The sequence below is a fragment of the Pseudoduganella violacea genome (assembly GCF_014191875.1).
Taxonomy (GTDB): domain Bacteria; phylum Pseudomonadota; class Gammaproteobacteria; order Burkholderiales; family Burkholderiaceae_D; genus Rugamonas; species Rugamonas violacea_A.
This window is the reverse complement of record NZ_JACHXD010000002.1, coordinates 332,880-357,355: the sequence shown is the minus strand read 5'-3', so window position 1 is coordinate 357,355 and position 24,476 is coordinate 332,880. Positions and strand designations below refer to the sequence as shown.

At 63.5% G+C, this 24,476-nt stretch carries 23 protein-coding genes and 1 other RNA gene; 11 read left to right on the top strand and 13 right to left on the bottom strand.

Going from position 1 to position 24,476, the window contains the following annotated elements; genetic code table 11:
• The first annotated feature begins 17 nt into the window (after positions 1-17).
• Together FHS03_RS04725 and FHS03_RS04720 are read left to right on the top strand one after the other, a co-directional pair.
• Positions 18-389: a hypothetical protein gene (locus tag FHS03_RS04725; RefSeq protein WP_183439849.1), complete on the top strand. Its 372-nt coding sequence runs from the start codon at positions 18-20 to the stop codon at positions 387-389.
• 219 nt (positions 390-608) lie between these two features.
• Positions 609-2,483 carry a glucokinase gene (locus FHS03_RS04720; protein ID WP_183439848.1) on the top strand — a complete coding sequence of 625 codons (1,875 nt, stop codon included), beginning with the start codon at positions 609-611 and terminating at the stop codon, positions 2,481-2,483.
• A gap of 18 nt (positions 2,484-2,501) precedes the next feature.
• On the opposite strand, the gene FHS03_RS04715 is transcribed toward FHS03_RS04720, so the two are convergent.
• Positions 2,502-3,032 (bottom strand): hypothetical protein, encoded by a 531-nt coding sequence (locus FHS03_RS04715; protein ID WP_183439847.1) that lies wholly within the window; start codon positions 3,030-3,032, stop codon positions 2,502-2,504.
• Between the two features lie 129 nt (positions 3,033-3,161).
• Between FHS03_RS04715 and FHS03_RS04710 the strand changes: the two genes are divergently transcribed.
• The gene (locus tag FHS03_RS04710; protein ID WP_229426060.1) at positions 3,162-3,683 is read left to right on the top strand and encodes a PadR family transcriptional regulator; all 522 of its coding nucleotides are present in this window, start codon (positions 3,162-3,164) and stop codon (positions 3,681-3,683) included.
• A 25-nt stretch (positions 3,684-3,708) separates the two neighbouring features.
• A complete protein-coding gene (locus tag FHS03_RS04705) occupies positions 3,709-4,947 on the top strand; it encodes an MFS transporter (RefSeq protein WP_183439846.1) in 1,239 nt (412 codons plus the stop codon).
• Here the strand turns inward: FHS03_RS04705 and FHS03_RS04700 are convergent.
• The 3 genes from FHS03_RS04700 to FHS03_RS04690 form a co-directional block, all read right to left on the bottom strand.
• Positions 4,928-5,623 carry a hypothetical protein gene (locus FHS03_RS04700; RefSeq protein ID WP_183439845.1) on the bottom strand — a complete coding sequence of 232 codons (696 nt, stop codon included), beginning with the start codon at positions 5,621-5,623 and terminating at the stop codon, positions 4,928-4,930. The genes FHS03_RS04705 and FHS03_RS04700 overlap by 20 nt on opposite strands.
• Positions 5,624-5,682: 59 nt before the next feature.
• Positions 5,683-5,997, bottom strand: a complete 315-nt coding sequence (locus FHS03_RS04695; protein WP_183439844.1) for a cupin domain-containing protein — start codon at positions 5,995-5,997, stop codon at positions 5,683-5,685.
• A gap of 100 nt (positions 5,998-6,097) precedes the next feature.
• Positions 6,098-6,544: a MarR family winged helix-turn-helix transcriptional regulator gene (locus tag FHS03_RS04690; RefSeq protein ID WP_183439843.1), complete on the bottom strand. Its 447-nt coding sequence runs from the start codon at positions 6,542-6,544 to the stop codon at positions 6,098-6,100.
• 127 nt (positions 6,545-6,671) lie between these two features.
• Here FHS03_RS04690 and FHS03_RS04685 point away from each other — a divergent pair, with 127 nt between their 5' ends.
• Complete coding sequence (locus FHS03_RS04685; RefSeq protein ID WP_183439842.1) at positions 6,672-7,616, top strand: HD domain-containing phosphohydrolase; 945 nt, start codon at positions 6,672-6,674, stop codon at positions 7,614-7,616.
• A 12-nt stretch (positions 7,617-7,628) separates the two neighbouring features.
• Here the strand turns inward: FHS03_RS04685 and FHS03_RS27895 are convergent, their stop codons facing one another.
• The 6 genes from FHS03_RS27895 to FHS03_RS04655 all read right to left on the bottom strand — a co-directional run bounded on the left by FHS03_RS27895 (position 7,629) and on the right by FHS03_RS04655 (position 13,336).
• Complete coding sequence (locus tag FHS03_RS27895; protein ID WP_221208042.1) at positions 7,629-8,135, bottom strand: hypothetical protein; 507 nt, start codon at positions 8,133-8,135, stop codon at positions 7,629-7,631.
• Between the two features lie 102 nt (positions 8,136-8,237).
• Entirely contained in the window at positions 8,238-8,858 is a 621-nt protein-coding gene (locus tag FHS03_RS04675; RefSeq protein WP_183440048.1) for a PEP-CTERM sorting domain-containing protein, read from the bottom strand.
• Between the two features lie 178 nt (positions 8,859-9,036).
• The gene (gene groL / locus FHS03_RS04670; protein WP_183439841.1) at positions 9,037-10,683 is read right to left on the bottom strand and encodes a chaperonin GroEL; all 1,647 of its coding nucleotides are present in this window, start codon (positions 10,681-10,683) and stop codon (positions 9,037-9,039) included.
• A gap of 41 nt (positions 10,684-10,724) precedes the next feature.
• Positions 10,725-11,015: a co-chaperone GroES gene (gene groES, locus FHS03_RS04665; RefSeq protein WP_093553132.1), complete on the bottom strand. Its 291-nt coding sequence runs from the start codon at positions 11,013-11,015 to the stop codon at positions 10,725-10,727.
• Between the two features lie 228 nt (positions 11,016-11,243).
• Positions 11,244-12,659: a sensor histidine kinase gene (locus FHS03_RS04660; RefSeq protein ID WP_371871588.1), complete on the bottom strand. Its 1,416-nt coding sequence runs from the start codon at positions 12,657-12,659 to the stop codon at positions 11,244-11,246.
• Complete coding sequence (locus tag FHS03_RS04655) at positions 12,656-13,336, bottom strand: response regulator transcription factor (RefSeq protein ID WP_183439840.1); 681 nt, start codon at positions 13,334-13,336, stop codon at positions 12,656-12,658. Before FHS03_RS04655 ends, FHS03_RS04660 begins: the two co-directional genes overlap by 4 nt.
• Positions 13,337-13,475: 139 nt before the next feature.
• Between FHS03_RS04655 and FHS03_RS04650 the strand changes: the two genes are divergently transcribed.
• The 6 genes from FHS03_RS04650 to FHS03_RS04625 all read left to right on the top strand — a co-directional run bounded on the left by FHS03_RS04650 (position 13,476) and on the right by FHS03_RS04625 (position 20,389).
• Entirely contained in the window at positions 13,476-18,104 is a 4,629-nt protein-coding gene (locus FHS03_RS04650) for a beta strand repeat-containing protein (protein ID WP_183439839.1), read from the top strand.
• Between the two features lie 41 nt (positions 18,105-18,145).
• Positions 18,146-18,505: a hypothetical protein gene (locus tag FHS03_RS04645; protein WP_307729522.1), complete on the top strand. Its 360-nt coding sequence runs from the start codon at positions 18,146-18,148 to the stop codon at positions 18,503-18,505.
• Positions 18,502-18,813, top strand: a complete 312-nt coding sequence (locus FHS03_RS04640) for a cell division protein ZapA (protein WP_183439838.1) — start codon at positions 18,502-18,504, stop codon at positions 18,811-18,813. Before FHS03_RS04645 ends, FHS03_RS04640 begins: the two co-directional genes overlap by 4 nt.
• Before the next feature lie 46 nt (positions 18,814-18,859).
• A non-coding RNA gene (ssrS, locus tag FHS03_RS04635) (6S RNA) lies at positions 18,860-19,039 on the top strand.
• A gap of 75 nt (positions 19,040-19,114) precedes the next feature.
• Entirely contained in the window at positions 19,115-19,576 is a 462-nt protein-coding gene (locus tag FHS03_RS04630) for an EVE domain-containing protein (RefSeq protein WP_183439837.1), read from the top strand.
• Between the two features lie 9 nt (positions 19,577-19,585).
• Entirely contained in the window at positions 19,586-20,389 is an 804-nt protein-coding gene (locus FHS03_RS04625) for a sulfite exporter TauE/SafE family protein (protein ID WP_183439836.1), read from the top strand.
• Between the two features lie 32 nt (positions 20,390-20,421).
• Here the strand turns inward: FHS03_RS04625 and FHS03_RS04620 are convergent, their stop codons facing one another.
• The 3 genes from FHS03_RS04620 to FHS03_RS04610 are packed head-to-tail and all read right to left on the bottom strand — an operon-like array spanning position 20,422 to position 24,421.
• A complete protein-coding gene (locus FHS03_RS04620; RefSeq protein ID WP_183439835.1) occupies positions 20,422-22,704 on the bottom strand; it encodes an FdhF/YdeP family oxidoreductase in 2,283 nt (760 codons plus the stop codon).
• A 4-nt stretch (positions 22,705-22,708) separates the two neighbouring features.
• A complete protein-coding gene (lgt, locus tag FHS03_RS04615; RefSeq protein WP_183439834.1) occupies positions 22,709-23,524 on the bottom strand; it encodes a prolipoprotein diacylglyceryl transferase in 816 nt (271 codons plus the stop codon).
• On the bottom strand, positions 23,525-24,421 hold the full coding sequence (locus FHS03_RS04610) for a LysR family transcriptional regulator (protein ID WP_183439833.1): 897 nt from the start codon (positions 24,419-24,421) through the stop codon (positions 23,525-23,527).
• Positions 24,422-24,476 lie beyond the last annotated feature (55 nt).

The window sequence follows — 24,476 nt, the reverse complement described above, 5'->3', positions numbered from 1 at the left end:
CCCTGCCAGGAGAGTATATGTGCCCCTCCAACGTTCCCATCCCGTCCGCCGACGCGCCGGACGCGGCGCTCGCGGCGCGCCATGAAATCGGCTACGACGGCCGGCACTATCTGTACCGTGAATACCGTTACGAACACTTTGCCGATGCGCTCAGCTATGCCCGCCTCGACCAGGCGCGGCCGGGCTGCCGGCCTGACCCGGCCTTCGTGGCGCGCTGGGACGCGCCCTGGCAGCCCGATCCCGCCCAGCAAGAACAGATGGCGCGCTGGGGCATCGGTTTTGCCGCCGGCTACTATTTGTTGGACGGCTACCGCTATGAGCACCTGGCCGATGCCCTGAGCTATGCCCGGCAGCGCGCCGCGCCGGTTCCGGCGGCCCATTCCGCCTGAACGCCTCATCTGTCTCAGGCGACCGGCGGCGCGGCGCTGCCCGCGCCCAGCACCAGTCGGCGTGCTTTCCCTCCCCGACGGTTTTTCCGGCGAAGCAAGGTCTTTTTGGCACTATCGTGCTAAAAGTCCGACGCCAGGCAGGCTCTTGTTCTTTTTAACATCGTGCATTTCAGGTATGCTGCCGCCTTCTGCCGTGATTGATTGTCCAGAGAATCGACGATGAAACAAGCCGACGCTGATCTTAAACTGAGCCGCACCGCCTTTGCCGACGGCCCCCGTCTGCTGGCCGACATCGGCGCCACGCATGCCCGCTTTGCGCTGCAAACCGCGCCTGACGAATTCCGCTCCGTGCGCGTGCTGCAATGCGACGACTTCAGCGGCATCGTGCCCCTGGTGCGCAGCTATCTGGAAGACCATCCCGGCCTGAACCTGAACCATGCGGCGCTGGCGCTGGCCAACCCGGTGCATGGCGATTACGTCAGCATGACCAACCGCGACTGGCAGTTTTCCACCGACGAGGTGCGGCGCGAACTGGGCCTGCATACGCTGCTGGTGGTGAACGACTTCACGGCGCTGGCCATGTCCATCCCCGGCCTGAAACCGGCCGATCTGATGCAGGTGGGCAGCGGCACGGCGGCGGCGAACTCGGTGATCGGCGTGCTCGGTCCCGGCACGGGCCTGGGCTGCTCGGGCGTGATTCCCACGGTGGACGGTTTCATCACGCTCGGCTCGGAGGGCGGCCATACCAACTTCGCGCCGGCCGACGAGCGCGAATACTTCATCCTGCAATACGCCTGGCAGACCTGGTCCCATGTATCGAACGAGCGCCTGATTTCCGGCCCCGGCATGGAGATCATTTACCGCGCGCTGGCCAAGCGCAACGGCCTGGCGGTGCGCGACCTGACTTCGCAGCAGATCATCGCCGGCGCCCTGAAAGACCAGGACGCGCTGTGCCAGGAAGTGTTGGAATGCTTCTGCGCCATGCTGGGCGGCGCGGCCGCCAACCTGGCGGTGACGCTGGGCGCCTTCGGCGGTATCTTCATCGGCGGCGGCATCGTGCCGCGCATGGGCGAGTGGTTCCTGGAGTCGCCTTTCCGCGCCCGCTTTGAAGCCAAGGGCCGCTTCTCGTCCTATCTGGCGGAGATCCCGACGTATGTGATCACCACGCCGAATCCGGCCTTCTACGGCGTGGCCACCATCCTGTCCGAACATCTGCGCGGCCGCAGCGGCGCGAACACGCTGATGGACCGCGTGCAAAGCCTGCAAAGCGAGCTGACGCCGGCCGAACAGCGTGTGGCGCAGCTGGTGATCGAGCAGCCGCGCCTGGTGCTCAATGAGCCGATTGCCGATATCGCGCGCCTGGCCGAAGTGAGCCAGCCGACCGTGATCCGCTTCTGCCGCTCGCTCGGCTTCCAGGGCTTGGCCGACTTCAAACTGAAATTCGCCAGCAGCCTGACCGGCGCTATTCCGGTGCGCCACAGCCAGGTGCGCGTCAGCGACAGCACCCACGATCTGAGCGCCAAGGTGATCGACAACACCGTGTCGGCCATCCTCAAATTCCGCGACCAGCTCGACGTGCGTTCGCTGGACCGCGCGATTGCGCTGATTAGCAAGGCGAAAAAGGTGGAGTTCTACGCGATGGGCAATTCGCGCGTGGTGGCGCTGGACGGCCAGCACAAGTTCTTCCGCTTCCGCATTCCTACCTCGCTGTATGGCGACGCGCATCTGTTCACGCTGGCGGCCGAGCTGCTGCAGGCGGGCGATGTGGTGATCGCCATTTCCAATTCGGGCAAATTGCCGGAACTGCTGCAGGCGGTGGAGGCGGCGCGCGCGGCGGGCGCCGATGTGATTGCGATTACCAGTAGCCAGTCGCCGCTGGCGAAGAAGGCCACGGTCTGCCTGACCGTCGATCACGCCGAGGACAGCACCACCTTCCTCTCGATGATCTCGCGCATCCTGCAATTGCTGCTGATCGATATTCTTTCGGTCGGCATTTCGCTCGACGAGCAGAACGCCGCCCTGGTGCTGGAACATAAAGGCAATGGCGGCAGCCAGGAAAGCCGCCGCCTGCTGATTTCCCACCTCGACAGCTGATAAGGCTGCCGGCGCGGTTTAATCGAGCCTGGTCAGCTGGATGGGCTCCGTCTTGTCGAAGACGGCGTCGGCATGCTGCGTGAGCAGGGCTTCCATGCTGGCCTTACCCATAATGAGCTCGCGGTACATCGAGCGGTTCCTGGATTCGGCCGGCAGCTGCATTTCCTTCAGCAGCGCTTCCGCCCGCGTTGGGTCGATCATCTGCAGCGTCATATGGCTCGCATCGGCGGCGGCGATGCGCAGCATCATATAACCGCCGGAACGGCCATCATTGACCAGGGCCAGATAGCGCTGGCCGGCGTGCTCATACAGCTCGGCCTTGCCTTCCTTGTCGTCGTCATACCAGCGCAGCACCAGGGTTTCGCCCTCGATGCGGGCCTGGATCGGGCGGTCTTTGCCTCTCCCGCCCAGCTTCAGGGCCACATTCCATTTTCCAGCCATTTCCTGCGGCAGGGGCAGGCGCTTGCCGGCCGGTTGGTCGACATAGACGCAGGCGGCCAGCAGGGCAGCCATCGATAACATTGCGATATAGCGGATCAGATTTTTCATGTTTGACTTATGGGGTAGGGGCAATATTGCTCTGGCGATAATACCACTCGCGTTCGAAAAAACTGCTTGAGTTCTGTAAAAAAGCGTTTAAGATATATCTCAATTCGACATATCTTAAGGAGTAAGACCATGCATCATTTCTTTCGCGGACAGCATCGCCACATGCACGGCCACGGCCACTACCATCGCGGCGGCGGCGGACGCGGTCCCAAAATGTTCGATGCCGGCGCCATGCGCTATGTGGTGCTGCAGCTGATCGCCGAAAAGCCGCGCCACGGTTACGAAATCATCAAGGAACTGGCGCAGCGCGCGGGTGGGGCTTACACGCCCAGCCCCGGCGCCATTTACCCCCTGCTGTCCATGCTGCTGGACATGGGCCACGTGTCGGCCAGCGCCGACGGCAACAAGAAACTGCACACGATCACGCCCGAAGGCGAGGCCTTCCTGGCGGAGAACCGGCAGATGGTCGACGCCGTGATGGCGCGCATCTCGCAGCCGGTCGACGAAAACGAAGACCTGCGTTCACTGATGCATGCCTTGAAAGAGGTCATCATCCTGCGGGCGCGCGACTACACAACCACCGAAACGCGCCTGGCGCAGATCCGCGCTATTCTGAAACGGGTGCGGGCCGAGATCGAAGCTCTCGACTGAGCTTTGCCCGATTTGAAGGAACAAGATGAGTACTAACTTACACCTTACCCCGGCGCGCGAGCGCGCCATTCTCTGGCTGCTGGCCTTCACGCAATTCACCGTCATCATGGACTTCATGGTCATGATGCCGCTGGCGCCGCAGCTGATGCACGCCTTCTCGATCAGCGCCGCCAAGGTATCGAGCGCAGTTTCGGTCTACGCCTGGTGCGCCGGCCTGTCCGGCATTCTGGCCGCCACTTATATCGATCGCTTCGACCGCAAGCGCCTGCTGCTGACAGTCTTCCTGCTGTTTAATGTATCGAACCTGGCCTGCGCCCTGGCGCCCAACTTCGAGGTGCTGGTGCTGTCGCGCGCCATGGCCGGCTTGACCGGCGGCGTGATGGGCGCGATCGGCATGGCCATCATCGGCGACCTTATTCCGCCCCAGCGGCGCGGCTACGCCACGGGCATCGTGATGACTTCCTTCAGCATCGCCGCGATTGCCGGCGTGCCGACGGGCGTCATGCTGTCGGCACACTATGGCTGGGCTTCCACCTTCTATCTGCTGGTGCTGCTGTCGATGGTGGTGTGGCTGGCGGGCGTCAGCCTCCTGCCCTCGCTGCGCGGCCACCTGGGCAAGCCTGTGCCGCTGGCGGCGATTGTGCCGAATCTGCTGGCGCTGTTTACCGTCGGCGCCCACCTGCGCGCTTTCCTGCTGAGCGGCTTGAATGCGATGGCGGGCATGATGGTGATTCCCTTCATCTCGCCCGTATTGGTGAGTAACCTCGGCATCAAGCCGGCCGAGATCACCTGGATTTATCTGGCGGGCGGCATTGCGACCCTGTTCACCGCGCGCCGGCTGGGCAATTGGTCGGACAGCGCGGGCAAGCATAAGGTCTACCGCATCGTGGCGCTGGCTTCCATGATTCCCATGCTGACGATCACGCATATGCCGCCAATGTCGCTGACGGTGATTATTTGTCTCTTCCCCATCTTCATGGTGCTGCTGTCGGGACGGAACATCCCCTTGCAAGCCTTGATGACGACGGTGCCCGATCCTGCGCGGCGCGGCGCCTTCCTCAGCGCGAATATGGCGGTGGTGCAGATGGGTACCGGGATCGGCGCGCTGGTGGGCGGCATGTGCCTGGTCAACGGCGCCGATGGCCATATCTACGGCTACGGCACGGCAGGCTGGATCGCCGTCGGCCTGACCCTGTTCACCAGCTGGTGGGTGAGCAATGTGCGCAGCGCGCCTTCGCAGGAAGTTATCCGTTCGCCTGCCTGACTACCAGGTCGAGCAGCGCCTGCGCCTGTTTCAGCACGGCGCCGCTGGCCGACTTGCCATGCAGTTCGGCGAAGCTGCCTTCGCTGAGATGCAGGCCGTCCGCTGCCAGCACCGTGACGCGCAGCGATCCGGCGGCGGGAGGAGGGCGGCGCAGTTTGCCGCCTTCCTGGCCGGCGTTTTTCGCCAGGCCGCGCGCGGCGCTTTGCACCAGTGCCTTGGCCTGCTGCACCACTTCGGCCGGGCTGCCTTCAAACACGGCCAGGCGGCCGGTCTGGTTGATGTATTGAACCTGGCCGTCGGCATAGGCGGCCAGCACATCCAGGCCATTTTCCAGCGGCACTTCGACCACCACGCCCAGCGCTTCCTTGGGCGGCACGGCGTAGGTGCGTTCGCGCAGCCAGTTGAAGGCGAGCAGGCGCACGCGGCTCTCTTCATTACTGTCCTGCGCGATGGCGCGGATCACCTGCGGGTCGGGATTGTCGCCGAACAGGGGCAGGGTGCTGGCCTTTGGCGCGAACAGCGCGGCTTCGTCGCAGAACATCAGCTTGTAGACGAGGTTCAGCTCATCCTGCCGATACGGCTGGTAGGCCGCGGGATCAAAGCTGGTCGGGGCGGGCGCCGCCTTGGCGCCGAACAGGGATTTCAGTTTGTCGAACATATCTGCCGCTGGCTTCATCAATGCCGCCATGATACGGCATCGCGGCCGGACAGCGGCGATTCGCCGCCCGCGGCCTTTCAATCCAGCAGCGTGATATTGCCGCGATGGGCCACAAAGAAGGTGGCGTCGCTCAGCGCCTGGGCGTCATGCTGCTCGCCCTCTTTGAGCAGCAGGGTGTCCCCGGCGGACAGTTCGATCTCGCCGAAGCGGATGCGGCCGCTCAGCATCAGGATCTGCTCCCAGCCGTCGTGGTCATGCAGGGGGAAGCGCGCACCCTCGTCGAAGCGGACGAAGTAGCTGCCGTCGGCGTTCTCGCTCCAGACGGCGGCGACCCGCATGCCGGGAATGGCGGTTTCCGCCCATTGGCGGTCCTGTTGTCGTTCCAAGATCATTGTTTTTCCTTGATGGCGGTTGCTAATGGACGTCAGGTTGAATCGTCGCCCCATGCACTGTCAAGGAATCCGGGCCTGCCTCGGGCATTCGCCCGATGCGTCAGTTTTTTTCTTTTGTGCTGTCGATGGCGCGTAACAGGCGCTGCACGGCGGCGTTCAGCGCCGTCAACTGCTCCGGCTTCATCCCGGTCGCGCCAAGCAGAACCTCGGTCAGCGAGCAGCGCTGCCGCAGCGCGCGGCCTGCTTCGCTCAGCGTGACCAGTACCTGGCGGTCGTCCAGGGGATTGCGCTGGCGCGTCAGCAAGCCAGCCGCTTCCAGGCGTTTGATCAGCGGCGTGATATTGCTGGATTCGAGCGACAGGCGCTCAGCGATCTCGCCGACGGTGCGGCCATCCTTTTCCCACAGCGAGTTAAGCACGAGGAATTGCGGATACGTGATGCCAAGGGTGTCGAACAAGGGCTGGTAGGCGCGGCCGATTTCCAGGTTGGCGCGGTAGAGCGAGAAACACAACTGGTCTTCCAGCGGGGTGGTGGGCGGCGTTCGCATAGGTCTGGGATGGAAAATACTTATCGTGACATATTTTACTGGACATCGATATTCAAAGCATATATTGTTAACATGTATCGCGATATATATTGCTGTGATATGTATTTATGGATTGAGTCGGCCGCCAATGAACATCTCCACCGCCGCATGCCCTCCGGCCTGGGTCAGCACTTCCGAATGCCTGCGGGCGCTGGCCTTTGTCGGCGACCTGGCCGCTGCGCGGTTGTCTATCCCACGGCATCCATCCTGGTTGGTGGCGGCCTTGAACCACTCTCCGCCGGCATGCGGCGAGCGGCCCAACGGCATGCTGTCGCTGGAAGAGATGGCCGATCTGATCGACCTGCAGCAGCCTTGGCTATGCGGTCATTCCCGCCGCGTTGCCATGGCGGCGCAACGGGCCGCCAGCCAAATGGGGCTTGATGAACAAGTGCGGCAGCGTTGCTACCGTGCCGGCCTGGTACACGGTATCGGCCGTGGCGCCATCCCCAGCGAAATTTGGAGCGTGGCCGGACCACTGTCCTCGGCCGTGCGCGAGCAATTGCGCCTGGCGCCGTATTGGACCTGGCGCGCGCTGCGTGAAGTGGAAGGTTTGGCGCAGGACGCGGAGATCGCCTCCTACGCGGGCGAGCGGCTGGATGGTTCCGGCAATTTTCGCGGCGCCATCGGCGCCGTCACGCCGCTTGAGGGCCAGGTGCTGGCCGCCGCATCGGCCTGGATCGCACTGCAAGCGGCGCGTCCCTGGCGTCCCGCGTATTCAAGCGAGTTGTCTGGAGCGCTGCTTGCTCAGGAAGCGGCCGCCGGGCGCTTTCATCCCGTCGTGGTCGAGGTATTGCGCGGCGCGCAGGACGGCGCGGCGCCATCCGCAAGTGCCGCAGCCAGCATCAGCCTGAGTGAGCGCGAGAGCGAAGTCCTGCGCGCCATCAGCCAAGGCCAGACCAATAAGCAAGTGGCGCGTCAATTGGCGATCAGTCCGCGCACCGTCGGCACCCACGTGGAAAGCGCCTTTCGCAAGTTGGGTTGCACCACCCGCGCGGCGGCGGCGCTCAAGGCCAGGACGCTGCGGCTGATTTGAAGGCGGACAGGATTAACGAATGCGCCGCAGCGGCTGCTTTTCCTTGCGCCAGCGGGCCAGGGACAGCAGCTCGCCGCTGATCTGGTCTTCGATCAGGATTTCGCCGTCGTCGGGGGCGATCAGGAAGTTTTCCCAGCGCTGCACGGCTTCGGGCGTGTTTTCGACGAAGCTGAACTGGTAGTAGGTTTTGCCTTTGTGCTCGAACGGCGCGGCGTCGAATTCGATCAGGGCGCCATGGGATTGGCCCTTGGAGTTCTTTTCGATCCTGTCCGACCAGGCTTTCAGCTCGGGCAGGTCCATCAGCACGCCGATGGCCTGGTCTTTGCTGAGTTTTTTGGCCGGGACCGGTGCGGCGGCCGGCGGCGCCGATGGCGTCGCAGTTTGCGCTGGTACCGAAGCGGAGGCGGATGCCGATGTGCCTGCCGCTAGCGCTTCGGCGCTGCGCGGGGAACAGGCGGCCAGGCCCGTAGCCAGGACGGCGCTCAGCACGGCAAGGGTGCAGCGCGGGAGGGAAAACATGGAAGGGGCGGCCTTTGGCAAAGAAAGAAAAGTTGCCTGCATACTAAACCAAAGGCCCCGGGGCGGCAAGACGCCGCCCGGGGTAGAGCCCTGGCGCCCAGCTTAAGCGGGACGTTTGCGGCGCACGCAGAAGCCCAGCACACCCAGACCCAGAGCCATCAAGGCCATGCTGCCCGGTTCCGGCACGGCCGACGTCACGGACACATTGTCCAGACCGCCGCCGAAGCTGTCGCTGGCGCCGACGGCGCGGAATTCCAATGCCGTCGAGGGGCCGAAGCCCGTCACATTCAAGGAATACTGCTGCCACAGATTGCCGCTGCCGCCGCCGTTGGCGCTGAAGATGCCTTTCGACACGCCATTCCACAGCACTTCGATGCCGTTGGTGGCGCTGCTGGTGAATTCGCGCGGCGAGTAGTAGAAGCTCAGCGTGTACTTGCCGCCGGCCGTGGTGGCCAGGTTCTGGCTGATCGAGCTGTTGCCGTACGTGTCCAGTTCCACGAAATTATTGCCGCCGAAGGCCTTGCCGGCCACGTCGTTGCGGATCTCGATGCCATTGGCGCCCACGGTCCAGCCGCTCAGCGTATTGCCCTGTGTCCAGTTGGAATTGCCGACGATATCGCTTTCGAAGCCGCCATTTTTGACCAGTTGGATCGGTGCGGCGAAGGTACTGGCAGCCGCCAGCAGGGTAGTAGCGCCCAGCAGGGCGACCGACAGTTTTTTCATCTTATTGAACTCTTATAGTTAATGAAAGGAAAGATATATTTCTTTTAATTAAGAGTCATTATATCAGCAGTAAGGTGAAATGCCTGTTTTTTAGGCGCAGCAAAATGAAAAAAGCCTGCAAGGCGCGAACCTTGCAGGCTTTTTTGCGGCGAACCGGAAAGGTTCAGCGCGGCGGCTATTACATCATGCCGTCCATGCCGCCCATACCGCCCATGCCACCCATACCGCCCATGCCGCCGGCAGCTTTGTCTTCGACGATTTCAGCAACCATGCAGTCGGTGGTCAGCATCAGGCCAGCGATCGATGCGGCATTTTGCAGAGCCGAACGGGTCACTTTGGCTGGATCCAGCACGCCCATTTCAACCATGTCGCCGTAGGTGCCGTTGGCGGCGTTGTAGCCGTAGTTGCCTTTGCCGGCCAGCACAGCGTTCACCACCACCGACGATTCTTCGCCGGCGTTCTGCACGATCATGCGCAGAGGCTCTTCCATGGCGCGCAGCACGATCTTGATGCCGGCGTCCTGGTCTGGGTTGTCGCCTTTCAGGGTCAGGGCAGCGCGGGCGCGCAGCAGGGCAACGCCGCCGCCTGGCACAATGCCTTCTTCCACGGCAGCGCGGGTAGCGTGCAGCGCGTCTTCCACGCGGGCTTTCTTCTCTTTCATTTCGACTTCGGTGGCAGCGCCAACCTTGATCACGGCAACGCCGCCAGCCAGTTTGGCCACGCGCTCTTGCAGTTTTTCACGGTCGTAGTCCGAGGTCGCTTCTTCGATCTGAACGCGGATCTGTTTCACGCGGCCTTCGATGGCCGACGCTTCGCCAGCACCGTCGATCACGATGGTGTTTTCCTTGCCCACTTCGATGCGCTTGGCTTGGCCCAGTTCGGCCAGGGACACTTTTTCCAGGGTCAGGCCGACTTCTTCTGCCACCACTTGGCCGCCGGTCAGGATGGCGATGTCTTCCAGCATGGCTTTACGACGGTCGCCGAAGCCTGGCGCTTTCACGGCGCAGGTTTTCAGAATGCCGCGGATATTGTTGACCACCAGGGTCGCCAGCGCTTCGCCTTCGATGTCTTCAGCGATGATCAGCAGCGGACGGCCGGCTTTGGCTACTTGCTCCAGTACCGGCAGCAGGTCGCGGATGTTGGAGATTTTCTTGTCGCACAGCAGGACGAATGGGTTGTCCAGAACGGCAACCTGTTTTTCCTGGTTGTTGATGAAGTATGGGGACAGGTAGCCGCGGTCGAACTGCATGCCTTCCACGATGTCCAGCTCGTCGTTCAGCGACTTGCCGTCTTCCACGGTGATCACGCCTTCCTTGCCGACTTTTTCCATCGCTTCAGCGATGCGCTCGCCGATCGAGGCGTCGGAGTTGGCGGAGATGGCGCCAACCTGGGCGATTTCCTTGGAGGTGGTGCATGGCTTGGCGATGTTTTTCAGCTCTTCCACGGTGGCGGCGACAGCTTTGTCGATGCCGCGTTTCAGGTCCATCGGGTTCATGCCGGCGGCCACGAATTTCATGCCTTCGCGCACGATGGCTTGGGCCAGCACGGTTGCGGTGGTGGTGCCGTCGCCGGCGTTGTCGCTGGTTTTGGAAGCGACTTCTTTGACCATCTGCGCGCCCATGTTCATGAGCTTGTCTTTCAGTTCGATCTCTTTAGCGACCGACACGCCGTCCTTGGTCACGGTCGGGGCGCCGAAGGAGCGCTCCAGCACGACGTTGCGGCCCTTTGGACCCAGGGTGACTTTCACTGCGTTGGCGAGGATGTTGACGCCTTCAACCATTTTGGCGCGCGCTGCGTCGCCGAACACTACTTCTTTAGCTGCCATGTTTATTTCTCCTGAATTCAGTCAAATACGGTTGGGCGTGATTACTTGTTGACCACGGCCATGATGTCTTCTTCGCGCATCACCAGCAGCTCATCGCCGTCAACTTTGACAGCCTGGCCGGAGTATTTGCCGAACAGTACGCGGTCGCCGACTTTGACTTCCAGTGGGCGCACTTTGCCGTCTTCCAGCACTTTGCCATTGCCCACGGCCAGTACTTCGCCTTGATCCGGCTTCTCAGCAGCGGCATCAGGGATGATCAGGCCAGACGCAGTTTTGGTTTCCTGGTCGAGACGTTTGACGATAACGCGATCGTGCAAAGGGCGAAGGTTCATACAAAACTCCTTTTTTCAATGGTTTGTTGCTAAACGGGTAAGAAAAGTCTTTGTTAGCACTCTCTACTAACGAGTGCCAATTATAGGGACGCTTATATGCGATTTCAAGACGGGCTTATAAAAGAAATAGTCTTGTCTAGGGAGTTAGCAACTTTTGCCCAGTATTCGACCTTGTATTTGGGGTGGATTTGTCCAGGACGCATTGATGGGCGCCAGGAATGCCCGCTGTCAGAGCCCGGCGGGGAGGCAGAGGCGGAAGCAGGTGCATTCCTGCGCCGCTTCTACCAGCAGCAGTTCGCCGCCATGGGCGCGGGCGATTTCCCGCGCCAGCGACAGGCCGAGGCCCACGCCGGGGATGCGCCGGTTGTGGGCGTGGTCGGCGCGGTAGAAGCGGTCGAACAGGCGCTCGCGGTGTTCGGCCGCGATGCCCGACGAGGCGTTCGACACGTCGATCTGCCACTGGCCGCCGTGCTGGCGCGCCGAGAGCGCAATCCAACCGCCCGGCAAACCGTATTTGACGGCATTGCTGACCAGATTTTGCAACACCTGGCGCAGCAGATCGGTGTCGCCCTTGACCATCAGCAGCGGCGGCAGGTCCAGCCGCACCGCGCGCCCGGGATCGAGCAATTCGATGTCTTCGGCCAGCTCGTCCAGCACGGGGCGCAGGTCGAAGGGGCTGAGTGGAACCTGCAATTGGCCCGCATCGGCGCGCGAGAGCATGAGCAGCTTGCGCACGATGCTGTCGAGACGGCGCACTTCCTCCAGCATCTCGATCAAGGCCTCCTCCTGTTCCGGCTTGGCGGCGTGGGTGAAAGCGTGTTCGAGCTGGCCTTGCAGGATGGTGAGCGGTGTTTTCAGCTCGTGCGCGGCGTCGCCGGAAAAGCGGATCGCTTGCAGGAAGCTGCGCTGCAGGCGGTCCAGCATGGCGTTGAACACCGTGACCAGCTGGGCGAATTCGACGTCTTCCTCGTCGGCTGCTACGCGCTGATCGAGGTCGCTCGCGTTCAGGCCCAGCATCACGCCGGTCAGATGCTCGACCGGCCGCATGGCCCGTGCCGACAGATACCAGGCCAGCAGCGCGATCAGCGCCCCCAGCACGCCCGCCGCTGCGCCAAAGCGCCACAGGGTCACGCGCAACTGGGCGTTCGACAGGCTGCGATTGACGCCGACCCACACCGTCATATCGCCATGGCGCACCTGTCCCAGCCGCCATTCCAGCGCCCCATCGGCCACCGTATGCAGTCCAGGGCCACGCGGCAAGGCGGCCGTATCCAGTGCCGCCGGCCACGAAGTGCTGCGGTAAACCAGGCTGCCGTCGGCGCGGCTGGCGCGCAGGATCGCATAGCCGCCCTGTGAGCCTTGCGGCGCGAAGGCGCTGAAGCTGGCGTTCAGATGGGCGTCGATGGCGGGCCACAGCGCCGGCGTGGCGACGCCGAAACCGGGGCCGGATAAATGGGCCGAGAGAATATGGTCGAGAATCTGCGCGCGCCGCGCCACGATGGTGGTGCTGGCGGCGACGAACAATATCAGGATGGCCGCCAGCGCGGTGGCGGTGGACATCAGCGTGATGCGCAGACGGAAGGAGCGCAGGCGGAAGCGGCCCGCGCCGCTCTTGTCCGGCCCTGGCTGCGCGGCGCGCTTCACGCTTCGCTGTCCGGCTTGCGCAGGCGGTAGCCGACGCCGCGCACCGCCTCAATGGCCACACTGTCGGGCAGGTTCAGCTTCTTGCGCAGGCGCTGGATGCAGACGTCGACCATATTCGTCTGCGGCTCGAAATCGTAGCCCCACACATGCTCCAGGATCTGGGTGCGCGCATACACGCGCCCCGGGGAGCGCATCAGGTATTCCATCAGGTTGAATTCGCGGCTGGTCAGCTCCACCGGCCGGCCATCGACTTCGGCCACGCGGCTCAGGCGGTCCAGCTTGAGCGGCCCCACGCTGAGCACATTCTGGCGCTCGCCGCTCACGCGCCGCAGCAGGGCGTGGATGCGCGCCACCAGCTCTTCCACGAAAAAGGGTTTGGCCAGGTAATCGTCGGCGCCCAGGTTCAGGCCCTGCAGGCGGTCGTCCAGCTCATTGCGCGCGGTGAGCAGGATCACGGGCGTGTTGCGGCCTTCGCGCCGCAAGCCCTTGAGGATGGACAGGCCATCGCGGCCCGGCACCATCACGTCGAGCAGGATCACGTCGTATTCGCGCGACAGGGCGTAGTCGTAACCGAGATTACCATCTTCGCAATGATCGACAAGGAAGCCTTGCTCGCGCAGGCCGGCGCACACAAAGCTGGCGATGCGCTGTTCATCTTCTACCAGTAAGGCTTTCATAGGGGGGATTGTTGCTGATGGGTCGTAGGGCGTCAACGCGACCTTCGATTACAGGATTGTAATCAATCTGTGGGCCGTTCTGTCATCTTTTGTTGATTTAATGCAAGAGTACTAAAACCCTCAGAAAGAGAAAAAGCCCATGAGCATTGGAAGCTGGTTCAAGAAAAACGTCGTCAAGCCGATCGTGAAAGTGGTCGATAAGGTAGGCGACACCATGAAAGATATCGGCGGCGACCTGAATGGCATCGGCGATGCGTTCGAGTCGGTTGGCAAGGATATCGAAGGTGTGGCCAAGAAAGTGGCGGAGCTGGGCTACACGAAAAAGAATCTCGGCGGCGGCAATGATAATTACACCGCCAGCTCGCTGGGCGCCAACATCATCCACGGCGAAAACGGCAACGATACGATCACGGTGACGGCCGGCGCTTACAACAATATCTACGGCGACGACGGCAACGACACGCTGGTGGTCAAGGTCGGCGGCTACAACCGCATTGACGGCGGCAATGGCGACGACACCATCCGCGTCGACGTGGGCGCCTACAACAAGATCAGCGGCGGTAACGGCAACGACACGGTGACCGTGGCGGCCGGCGCGGCGGCCGATGTGGACCTGGGCCAGGGCAACAATACGCTGACCGTCAACAGCGCCTACAACGAGATCGACGCCGGCGACGGCGACGACCGCGTGACGGCCAACGGCGGCTGGAACGATATCGATCTGGATAACGGCAACAACACCGTCACCGCCAATGGCGGCGCGAATATCGTCAGCACCGGCAATGGCGCTGACAATATCAGCGTGGCCGGCGGCTCGAACAAGGTGGACGCGGGCGACGGCAACAACACCGTCAACACCGGCGGCGCGTCGAACGTCATCAACACCGGCAACAACAACGACGTGGTGACGGCTGATGGCGCCAGCAACGTCATCAACACCAATGGCGGCGACGACCGCATCACGGTGAAGGCAGCCAGCAATGTGATCAACGCGGGCGATGGCAACAACAATGTCAGCGCCGCGGGCGGCAATAACAACATCACGGCGGGCGGCGGCGACGACACCATCCGCGCTGATGGCGCGGCCAACCAGGTGAAGGCGGGCGACGGCAACAACAATATCACCGTCAACGGCGCCTCCAACACCGTCAACGCCGGCCGAGGCAACGACAGCATCACCGCCAACGGTGGCGCCAACATCATCGATGCGGGCGACGGCGGCAATACCGTCACGCTGAACGGCGCGGCCAATAAGCTCAATAGCGGCAGCGGCAACGACAAGGTGACGGCGGCCGGCGGCGCCAACATCATCAGCACCGGCGGCGGCGACGACAATGTGCAGGCCGTCGGCGGCGCCAACGTCATCACCGCAGGTAGTGGCCGCGACACCATCGTCGGCCTGGGCGGCGCCAATGTGATCACCGCCAGCGACGGCAATGACAGCGTGGTCGCTGGCGGCGGCGCCAACGTGGTGGTGGAAGAGGGCGGCAACAGCAGCATCGTGCTGGGCGGCCTGCTGAACGTGGTGTATACCGGAGGCGCCAATAACAAGGTCGGCGCGCTGGGCGACACCAATGCCCTGGTCAGCAACCAGGGCGGCAATATCGAGGCGGCCGTGGGCCTGAACAACGTCATGCTGGCCAACGGCAGCGGCAATACCCTGCTGGGCGTGGGCAGCGGCAATCTGGTGGCGAGCACCGTGGGCGGCAATACCGCCGTTGCCATCGGCGGTGCGAATGTGGTGCTGACGGAACTGGGCGGCATGGTCAAGGCGGCCAGCGGCGGCTTGGGCAAGGTGCTGGCCGACGTCATGCCGAGCAAGGACGCGGCCAAGGCCGTGAGCAATGCCACCGGCAAGCTGACCGCCGCCATCAACAGCGGCGCGGGCAACGACGCCGTGGTGGCGCTGGGCGGCACCAATGTGGTTTACACCGGCGGCGGCAAGGACGTGGTGACGGCTGTGGGCGGCAACAATATCCTGCTGGCGAACGGCGGCGACAATATCACCACCGCCATCGGCAGCAATAATATCGTGGTCAACACGGCCGGCAACAATGTGGTGACGGCGGCCGGTTCCGTGAACGTGATCGTGACCGGCTTGGGCGAAGGGGTGGCCGATGTGGGCGCGAAACTGGGCAGCGCCGCTGGCGGCGTGACCAAGGCCGTCACCACCTTCATCGGCAACAGCCTGGCCAACAGCGCCGGCAACGATGTGGTGACCTCGGTCGGTTCCACCAATGTGATCTACACCGGCGGCGGCAACGACGTGGCGACCGCCATCGGCGCCAACAACGTGGTGTGGAGCGGCACCGGCAACGATACGGCCACCGTGATCGGCGCGCGCAACGTGGTCTGGGCCGATGCCGGCGCGGATACCGTGACGGCGGCTGGCGCCAACAATCTGATCGTGGCCGGCAATTACGCCGAGACGGCGGCCACCGCCGTTGGACTGATCGATTCCATCACCGCCGGCGTGGCGGCCACCAATCTGGTCGGCAAGGCTGGCCTGTCCGGCGCCGCTTCCGGCCAGTCGGGCCGCGACGTGATCACCGCCTTCGGCAAGAACAATGTGCTGGTGGGCGGCAGCGCCGACAGTACCGTGACGGCGGTGGGCGTGAACAACCTGGCCGTGACCGGCGCGGGCAATGATGTGGTGACGTCCGTCGGCAGCAAGTCCGGCATCGCCACCGGCGCCGGGAATGACGTGGTGACGGTGATCGGCCAGTACGATGTGGTGGCGGCAGGCGAAGGCCGCAACGTCGTCACCGCGCTGGGCAAGGGCAATCTGATCGAAGGCGGCAGCGGCGACGATGTGCTGACCGCGCTGGCTTTCGGCACGGCGGCCAAGTCGGTCAACGTCAACGGCAATCTGCTGGCGGCGGGCGATGGCAATAACGTCGCCACCGTGGTCGGCAAGGACAACGCCGTTATCACCGGCAGCGGCAAGGATACGCTGGTGATGGTCAGCTACGGCGGCGGCAACGAGAAAACCAGCACCACCCAGCCGGAAGGCTCGCAGCAGACCACCACCAGCACCACCAAGGGCAGCACCCAGTTCAACCTGGGCTGGACCGGCGCGGGCGACGACACCGCCGTCGTATATGGCGACCATAATGTGGTGCTGGCCGACTCCGGCAACGATTTCCTGCTGGTGGTGAACGCTGGCAGCACCCTGAGCTACGCCAGCAAGACCACCGAAGCCATCGAGGGTTCGGACAAGGTGCAGACCACCAAGGACACGAAGGTCAGCATCGACACCGGCATGAACTTCGTCCACGCCGGCGACGGCAACGACACCATGATCCTGGCCGGCACCACCACCATCGGCATGGGTGGCAACGGCAACGACCTGATCGTCTCCTCCGGCCAGAACAATGTGGCCGTGGGCGGCGCCGGCAACGACACCATCATCGGCCTGGCCGAAATCACCGTGTTCAACGCCGCCGAAGCCATCGTGGAAAACGATTACGAGTCGGCGGGCGACTGGGTGGGCGCGGCCATGAACGCCAACTTTATCCGCTCGCAGTACGGCGCGCTGTCCAAGGGCGAGCTGGGCAAGCTGAACCTGGTCGGCAATGTGATCGTCGGCGGCGACGGCGACGACACCATCTTCGCCACCAACGCCGGCAGCTATGTGGGCGGCGGCAAAGGCAACGACACCATGATGGGACTGGGCTGGGGCGTGATCGACCATCTGCTGGTGGGCAAGGCGAATACCCTGAACGGCGTGTGGAAGGACGCGGGCGCCGGCTTCGACGCCGTGACCAAGTACCTGAACACGGCGCTGGGCGAGGAATTGACCAAGGGCTGGAACAGTATCGCCACCAATATGAAGGCGGAGCTGAACAAGGCCGCCGCCAATGCCGGCTCGCTGGCCGATGGCCTGAACAAGGCGGGCAATGACGCCGTGGCGGGCATCACCAACGCGGCGGGCCTGTCCTCGGCCGATTTCGATATCGCCAATCCGCTGAAGAACGCGCTGAACACGGCCAAGGGCGGCTTGAACTCGGCCATCAACGGCATCGGCAGCGGCGTGGACGCGGTGGCCGACGCCGATGTGGGCACGGCGCTGTCGGATGCGGCGTCCTGGCTGGGCGACGCGGTGAAGACCGCCTCCAACGCCAGCGGCGACGGCGTCGACTGGCTGGGCAAGACCCTGGGCGTGAACCTGCACCTGAGTGAATTCAAAGGAGCGGACTTCTTTATCGCGGGCCTGCTGGCCTACACCCTGGGCTATAAGTATGCAGGCAGCAACCGCCTGTTCGGCGGCGCCGGCGATGACACCTTCTACAGCGGCATGGGCAACGATGACCTGTACGGCGGCGACGGCAAGGACGTGTACGTGATGTCCATGGGCGACGGCAAGGACACCATCCACGAAACGGCCGGCGGCAACGACATTCTCCAGTTCAGCGCCAACAAGCTGTTCTCGAAGGTGGCGATGAGCGCCGACAAGGTGAAGACCAATATCGACGGTTCCGACCTGGTCATCAACTACGTCGACGGCGGCAAGTCCTACGCTCGCCTGACCGTGGCCGATTACGCCAAGGTCAATGTGCAGGAGCTGGACCTGGTGGACGCCAGCGGCAAGATCGTGGCCGCGCTCACCATGGCGCAGCTGGTGGCGCAGGCGCAGCAGGGCGGCGGCGCGTATGAGATGGCGTCCGTCTGGACCGCCGACCGCATGCACGACTTCGCCGACCTGCTGCAAGCTGCCATCACGGGCGGCAGCAGCGCCGTGCAGCTGGTGGGCGTGCAGCATGCCTGACGCGGCGCAAACGGCATAAGCGGCATGGGCAAGCTGGTACAATGTCGGTCTCTTTTGACCGGCGCCGTACCGGCTTGCGCCTCCCGGGCCGTCATAAGAAAAAAATTGTTGACAGGCGCGGGATTCGGTTGACGCGCCTTAACTTGCCGCCCTATAGTTGCGGGATGATTTCAGATTTCCAAGAACTTTCCGATAAAATCGACCAGTTGGCCGAGTTGACCCAGACGCTGCGCCGCGAGAATTCGCAGCTGCGTCAGGCCAATGCCGCCTTGGTCGCGGATAATGTGGGCTATATGCGTCGTCTGAGCGAGGCGCATGAGCGCGTGTCCACGTTGCTGGCGAAAATCCCAGCGCACGACACCGTTGCCGAGGTGGACGCTGCCCCGAAAGGTGAGCAATGATACAGCTGGATGTCAGCATCATGGGCCAGCCCTATCGCCTGGCCTGCAAGGAAGGCGAGGAGCGCGCGCTGCGCGAAGCGGCCAGCCTGCTGGACAAGAAAATGTCGGGCATCCGCGATGCCGGCAAGGTCAAGGGCAACGACCGCATCGCGGTGATGGCGGCCCTCGGCATGGCGGCCGAATTCCTGACGGCGAAATCGCCGCAAGGCCCGCTGTCCGATATGTCGCTGCTGGAAGTGCAGCAGAAGATCGCAGCCATGCAGAAGGTGCTGGACGGCGCCCTGACCCCGCAAGAAAATCTCTTCTAATTGGCCGAAAGGGCTTCCTTTGCGGAAGCGGGAGGAGTAAACTGCTGTCACCCTGCAGTGTTCGCGATTGTCATATATTCCTTGAACCATTTACATGCATCGGTTGCGGGAATTTGCTCGGCGGGCGTGAGCGTCGCTAGTCCGATGAACCCGAAGCTGAACTAACTGCAACCACCTTGAACCGTAAGGTTCGGGATGCCGGCATAGCGGCACAGGCGGGGCACTTATTCCGAAAAACGGTTGCCTGCATCTTGCGATGCGCAACCGTTTTTTTACGTCCACCGTTGCGGGAGGAAGGCTTATGCGATATTGGTTGATGAAGTCCGAGCCGGACGAAATCAGCATCGACGATGTGCTGGCCGCGCCAAAACAGACCATACCCTGGTTCGGCGTGCGCAACTACCAGGCGCGCAACTTCATGCGCGACGGCATGCAGCCGGGCGACGGCGTGCTGTTCTACCATTCGAGTTGCCCGCAGCCGGGCATCGCCGGTATCGCCGAGGTGGTGAGCGCTCCCTATCCCGACGATACGCAGTTCGACCCCCAAAGCCACTACTACGACGCCAAGGCCAAGCGCGAAGAGCCGCGCTGGATTTGCGTGGACGTGAAAGCGCTGCGCAAAACCCGCCTGCTGCCGCTGTCCGAGCTGCGCACCATCGCCCAGCTGGAGGATATGGTCGTGCTGCAGAAAGGCAGCCGCCTGTCGATCACGCCCGTCACGCCGGGACAGTGGAAGACGATCGCCACGCTGCTCAAGGAGTAAATAAAGCCGATGGATTGGGCACTGGTCTTGATCCTGCTCGCCATGGGCGCGGCAGGCGGTTTTGCAGCGGGGCTGCTGGGCATAGGCGGTGGCATGGTGCTGGTGCCTTTCATCACGATGATCTTCACCGCGCGCGGCTTCGCGCCCGAGCTGGTGGTGCATATGGCGATTGCCACGTCGCTGGCGACGATCCTGTTTACCTCCGTATCCTCGGTGCGCGCCCATCACAAGATGAAGGCGGTGCAGTGGCGTATTGTAGCCCTGCTGACGCCGGGGATTTTGCTCGGTTCCTGGCTGGGGCCATGGATCGCCAAGCAGATGAATTCCTCGGCGCTGGCGCTGTTCTTCGGCATCTTCATTACGGTCTCAGCAACCCAGATGCTGCTGGGTAAAAAGCCTTCCGCCGCGCGCGAGCTGCCCGGCACGGGCGGCATGTTCGCCGCCGGCGGCGCGATCGGCGTGGTGGCCGGATTGGTGGGCGCGGGCGGCGGTTTCCTCTCGGTGCCGTTTATGAGCTGGTGCAATGTGAAGATCCACAATGCGGTGGCCACCAGCGCGGCGCTGGGCTTCCCGATCGCGCTGGCCGGCACGCTGTCGAATATCTACTTTGGCTGGGGCGAGCCGGGATTGCCGGAGCATTCGCTGGGTTTCATCTATGTGCCGGCCCTGCTGGTGATCGTTGCCGCCAGCATGAGCATGGCGCCGCTCGGCGCGCGCACCGCGCACCGCCTGCCGGTGGCCACGCTGCGCAAGGTCTTCGCCATCATCCTCTACTTTCTGGCGGCGTATATGTTGTGGAAGGCATTCCACTAAGGTGAAAAAAGGCCGCTTGAAGCGGCCTTTATTTATGCTTTCTCCAGCAGCACCGGCACCTGCTTGAAGGCCGGCGTATTCGAGCCGCGCGCCACCAGTTCGGGCGAGATCAGCGGCGTCAGTTCCGGGAAGTAGCCGATCACATCGTCGCCCTGCAGCGCGTATTCGATCAGGCGTATGCCTTCCACCTTGCGTTCGATGCCGTCCGGCGCGGCGGCGCGCACCGTCACCAGTTCGCCGTCGCTGAAGCCGAGGCGGCGCAGCACCTCAGGGCCGACGAATAGTACCTTGCGCGAGCCGTGCACGCCGCGGTAGCGGTCCACTTCCCCCTTCGGGTCGCGGTAGACGGTGGTGTTGTACTGGCGGTGGGCGCGAATCGTCGCCAGGCAGAGCACCTTATCGCCGTACTGGGCGCGGGCGCGCGACATGATGGTTTCCGCCGGCAGGGCGTGGGCGATGAAGCGCGCCTTGCCGGTGGCGGTTTTCCAGATACGCTCACCGGCCGTATTCGGCAGGCGGAAGCCGCGCTGCTGGCGGATTTTCTCGTTGTAGTTTTCGAAGCCGCTGACGGCGCCTTGCGCCACCTGCTCGATCAGCTTGCGCGTCAGGTCGTAATTGCCGCCCATGCCTTGCCAGTCGATGGAGGAGGCGGGCAGGGTGTGGCGCGCCAGTTCGCTGACGATATACGGCTCGGAGCGCAACTGATCGCTGGCGGGGCGGTTGCGGCCGGTGGAGGAGTGCACCACGCTGGCCGTGTCTTCCACGCTCACGAATTGCGCGTCGCCCGATTGGTCGTCCAGCTCCGTGCGGCCCAGGCAGGGCAGCAGCAGGCCAAGGCGCCCGGGATACAGGTGGGTGCGGTTCAATTTGGTGGCGATATGCACGGTCAGTTCGGTTTTGCCCAGCGCATCCAGTACGCGCGGGCTGTCCGGTCCCGCCACGGCGAAGTTGCCGCCCAGGCCGACGAAGCCCTGCACCGAGCCATCGAGCAGGCCCTTGATGGCGCCCACCGCGTCCAATCCCGGCTGGGCCGGCGGCGTAAAGCCGAACACGCGCTCCAGGCCGGCCAGCCATTCGGCCTTGGGCTTGTTGGTGATGCCCACCGTGCGGTCGCCCTGCACATTCGAGTGGCCGCGCACCGGCATCAGGCCGGCGCCGGGCTTGCCCACATTGCCGCGCAGGAGCGTCAGATTGACCAGCATCTGCAAGGTTTCGATGGCAAATTCGTTCTGCGTCAGCCCCATGCACCAGGCCGAGATGGTGGCGTTGGAAGCGATGTAGTAATCCGCCGCCTCGTTCAATTGGGTGCGCGTCAGGCCGCTGGCCTGTTCGATATCGCTCCAGGACTGCTGCTGCATGACGGCGACGAAAGCATCGAAACCGTCGGTATGCTCTTCGATAAAAGCGCGGTCCAGCGCATCGCGTTCCAGCACGGCCTTGGCGATGCCGGTAATGGCCGCCAGATCGCCGCCCACGCGCACCTGGAAGTAGGCGTCGGCCAATTTGGTGCCGTGGCCGCTCAGCAGTTCGGTGGGCGATTGCGGATCGGCGAATTCCTCCAGCCCGCGCTCGAACATGGGATTGAAGATGACGATCTTGCAGCCGCGTTTTTTCGCTTCGCGCAGATCGCCCAGCATGCGCGGGTGGTTCGAGGCCGGATTGTGGCCGAAGCTGAAAATCGCCTCGGCATGTTCGAAGTCCTCGCGCGTGACGGTGGACTTGCCCACGCCGATGGACATGGTCAGCGCCTGGCCCGACGATTCGTGGCAGTAGTTGGACGAATCGGGCAGATTATTGGTGCCGAAGGCGCGCGCGAACAATTGGTAAGGGAAGGCTGCTTCATTGCTGCTGCGTCCCGAGGTATAGAACACGGTGCGCTGCGGGCCGAGCGCGCGCAGGCGTTCGCCGGCCAGCGCGAAAGCCTGTTCCCAGCTGGTTTCGCGGTAGGTGTCGCTGGCCGCGTCGTACAGCATGGGCGCGGTCAGGCGGCCGGCCGCTTCCAGTTCCCAGTTTTCCTTGCCGCGCAGGACGTCCAGCGTATGCTCGGCGAACCAGGCCGGCGTGGCGCGCGCCTTGCTGCCTTCATGGGCGATGGCCCAGGCACCCTGCTCGCAAAAGTCCACCGATTTGCTGCTGGGCGAATCGGGATAGGCGCAGCCGGGGCAATCCACGCCCTGCGGCTGGTTCAGGCGCGGCAAGGTCGCCAGCGCCGGATACGGTCCGTTGCTGGTCAGGGCCTTGGCCGTGCCGTGCAGCGAGCCGAAACCGCCGGCCGGCTTGTCATAGGCGCGGATGGGAATAGTCTTCTTGCTCATTGTCTCAGGCGTGGGCGGGCTTGGCGCCGGCGCTATATTTATAGGACCACAGCAGCATCAACAGCGCCGCGGCAATCATCGGCAACGACAGCAGCTGGCCAGAGGTGATGGTGAAACCGGCGAAATGCACCTCGTAGTCCGGTGTGCGGAAGTACTCGGTGAAGAAACGCGCGCAGCCATACAGTAGAGTGAACATGGCGCCTACGGCCAGGCGCGGACGCGCCTTGCGCGCGAACGGCCACAGGATGGCGAAGACCAGCAGGCCGTCGATCAGAGCCTGGTAGAGCGGCGAAGGGTGGCGCGGCAGCGCATCCACATTCGGCCAGATCATGGCCCAGGGCAGGGAGGGGTCGGTAACGCGGCCGGGCAGTTCGGCATTGATGAAATTGCCGATGCGGCCGGCGGCGTAGCCGAGCGGCACCAGCGGCGCGATGAAGTCATACACGTCGAGCAGATTGCGCTTGGCCTTGCGCGACCAGAGCCACATGGCCAGCAGCACGCCGAGGAAGCCGCCGTGGAAGCTCATGCCGCCATGCCAGACCTTGAAAATTTCGATCGGATTGGCCAGGAAAAATTCGGGGCGGTAGAAAATCACTTCGCCCAGGCGGCCGCCGACCACCACGCCCAGCATGCCGTAGAACAGCATATCGTCCAGATCCTCGGGCTTCCAGCCCTGGGCGGCGATATGCGGCTGCTTCACGCGCACGCGGCCCAGCGCCAGGAACATGGCAAAGGCCAGCACATACATCAGGCCATACCAGTGGATCTGGACGGGGCCGAGCGAAAAGGCAACCGGATCGGGCATCGGGTGGATCAGCATCTAGACTCTCTTTCTCAGTAATTCCAAAAAGCCGCGCAGCACGGGCGAGGCATTGTCGCGGCGCCAGGCCAGGCCGGTTTCGACCAGCGGCGTGGACTGCGTCAGCGGGCGGTATTCTACCCCGGGGCGGCGCAGGTTCGAGACCGATTGTGGCACAAGTGCGATACCCATGCCAGCCGATACCAGGCTGACAATGGTCTGCATCTGGATCGCTTCCTGGCCGATGGCGGGCGTGATGCCGGCGGCGCGGAACACCGCCAGGATTGCGTCGTGCAAGCCGGGCGAAATGGCGCGCGGGAAGACGATCAGCGGCAGCGGCGGCAGGGCCGCCAGATCGACCGCGCCCTCGGACGGCAGGCCCGCCAGGTCGGCCGGCGCGGCCAGGATCAGCGGCTCGCTGAGCACCGGCAGGTATTCCAGCTCGGCCTTGGCTTTCTCCGGCAGGGGCGGAATCAGCAGACCGGCGTCGATGCGGCCATGCAGCAGCTCATCCAGCTGCAGATCGGAAGTCGCTTCCTGCAGGCGGATCTGCACCTGGGGATAGGCGCTGCGGTAGGCGCGCAGGAAGGGCGGCAGCACGCTGTAATCGGCCGACGAGACGAAGGCCAGCGACAGCCGCCCCGCCTCGCCGGCCGCCGCGCGCTGCACGATGGCGGGCAGCTCCTGCGCCTGGTCGAGCAGGCGGCGCGCCTCGGGCAGCAGGGCATCACCGGCCGGGGTCAAGGCCACGCCGCGCCGGTTGCGCTCAAACAGGCGGGCGCCCAGCAATTCCTCCAAACCCTGGATGGCTTGCGAAAGCGGCGGCTGCGTCATGTGCAGACGCTTGGCGGCACGGCCGAAGTGCAATTCCTCGGCCACGGTAAGAAAATAGCGTAGTTGGCGCAGCTCGATATTCATTCTGTGATATGTATGATGAATCACTGATGTTGAAATGATATATTTGACACTGGGT

Excerpts from the sequence above, each read along its gene's own strand:
- FHS03_RS04610 (WP_183439833.1), bottom strand. The coding sequence starts at position 24,421 with ATGAATATCGAGCTGCGCCAACTACGCTATTTTCTTACCGTGGCCGAG.
- FHS03_RS04645 (WP_307729522.1), top strand. The coding sequence starts at position 18,146 with ATGTCGGTCTCTTTTGACCGGCGCCGTACCGGCTTGCGCCTCCCGGGC.
- FHS03_RS04685 (WP_183439842.1), top strand. The coding sequence starts at position 6,672 with ATGAACATCTCCACCGCCGCATGCCCTCCGGCCTGGGTCAGCACTTCC.
- FHS03_RS04630 (WP_183439837.1), top strand. The coding sequence starts at position 19,115 with ATGCGATATTGGTTGATGAAGTCCGAGCCGGACGAAATCAGCATCGAC.
- FHS03_RS04640 (WP_183439838.1), top strand. The coding sequence starts at position 18,502 with ATGATACAGCTGGATGTCAGCATCATGGGCCAGCCCTATCGCCTGGCC.
- FHS03_RS04695 (WP_183439844.1), bottom strand. The coding sequence starts at position 5,997 with ATGATCTTGGAACGACAACAGGACCGCCAATGGGCGGAAACCGCCATT.
- FHS03_RS04720 (WP_183439848.1), top strand. The coding sequence starts at position 609 with ATGAAACAAGCCGACGCTGATCTTAAACTGAGCCGCACCGCCTTTGCC.
- FHS03_RS04710 (WP_229426060.1), top strand. The coding sequence starts at position 3,162 with ATGCATCATTTCTTTCGCGGACAGCATCGCCACATGCACGGCCACGGC.
- FHS03_RS04675 (WP_183440048.1), bottom strand. The coding sequence starts at position 8,858 with ATGAAAAAACTGTCGGTCGCCCTGCTGGGCGCTACTACCCTGCTGGCG.
- groL (WP_183439841.1), bottom strand. The coding sequence starts at position 10,683 with ATGGCAGCTAAAGAAGTAGTGTTCGGCGACGCAGCGCGCGCCAAAATG.
- FHS03_RS04725 (WP_183439849.1), top strand. The coding sequence starts at position 18 with ATGTGCCCCTCCAACGTTCCCATCCCGTCCGCCGACGCGCCGGACGCG.
- FHS03_RS04690 (WP_183439843.1), bottom strand. The coding sequence starts at position 6,544 with ATGCGAACGCCGCCCACCACCCCGCTGGAAGACCAGTTGTGTTTCTCG.
- FHS03_RS04655 (WP_183439840.1), bottom strand. The coding sequence starts at position 13,336 with ATGAAAGCCTTACTGGTAGAAGATGAACAGCGCATCGCCAGCTTTGTG.
- FHS03_RS27895 (WP_221208042.1), bottom strand. The coding sequence starts at position 8,135 with ATGTTTTCCCTCCCGCGCTGCACCCTTGCCGTGCTGAGCGCCGTCCTG.
- FHS03_RS04650 (WP_183439839.1), top strand. The coding sequence starts at position 13,476 with ATGAGCATTGGAAGCTGGTTCAAGAAAAACGTCGTCAAGCCGATCGTG.
- FHS03_RS04625 (WP_183439836.1), top strand. The coding sequence starts at position 19,586 with ATGGATTGGGCACTGGTCTTGATCCTGCTCGCCATGGGCGCGGCAGGC.
- FHS03_RS04715 (WP_183439847.1), bottom strand. The coding sequence starts at position 3,032 with ATGAAAAATCTGATCCGCTATATCGCAATGTTATCGATGGCTGCCCTG.
- FHS03_RS04705 (WP_183439846.1), top strand. The coding sequence starts at position 3,709 with ATGAGTACTAACTTACACCTTACCCCGGCGCGCGAGCGCGCCATTCTC.
- groES (WP_093553132.1), bottom strand. The coding sequence starts at position 11,015 with ATGAACCTTCGCCCTTTGCACGATCGCGTTATCGTCAAACGTCTCGAC.
- lgt (WP_183439834.1), bottom strand. The coding sequence starts at position 23,524 with ATGCTGATCCACCCGATGCCCGATCCGGTTGCCTTTTCGCTCGGCCCC.
- FHS03_RS04700 (WP_183439845.1), bottom strand. The coding sequence starts at position 5,623 with ATGAAGCCAGCGGCAGATATGTTCGACAAACTGAAATCCCTGTTCGGC.
- FHS03_RS04620 (WP_183439835.1), bottom strand. The coding sequence starts at position 22,704 with ATGAGCAAGAAGACTATTCCCATCCGCGCCTATGACAAGCCGGCCGGC.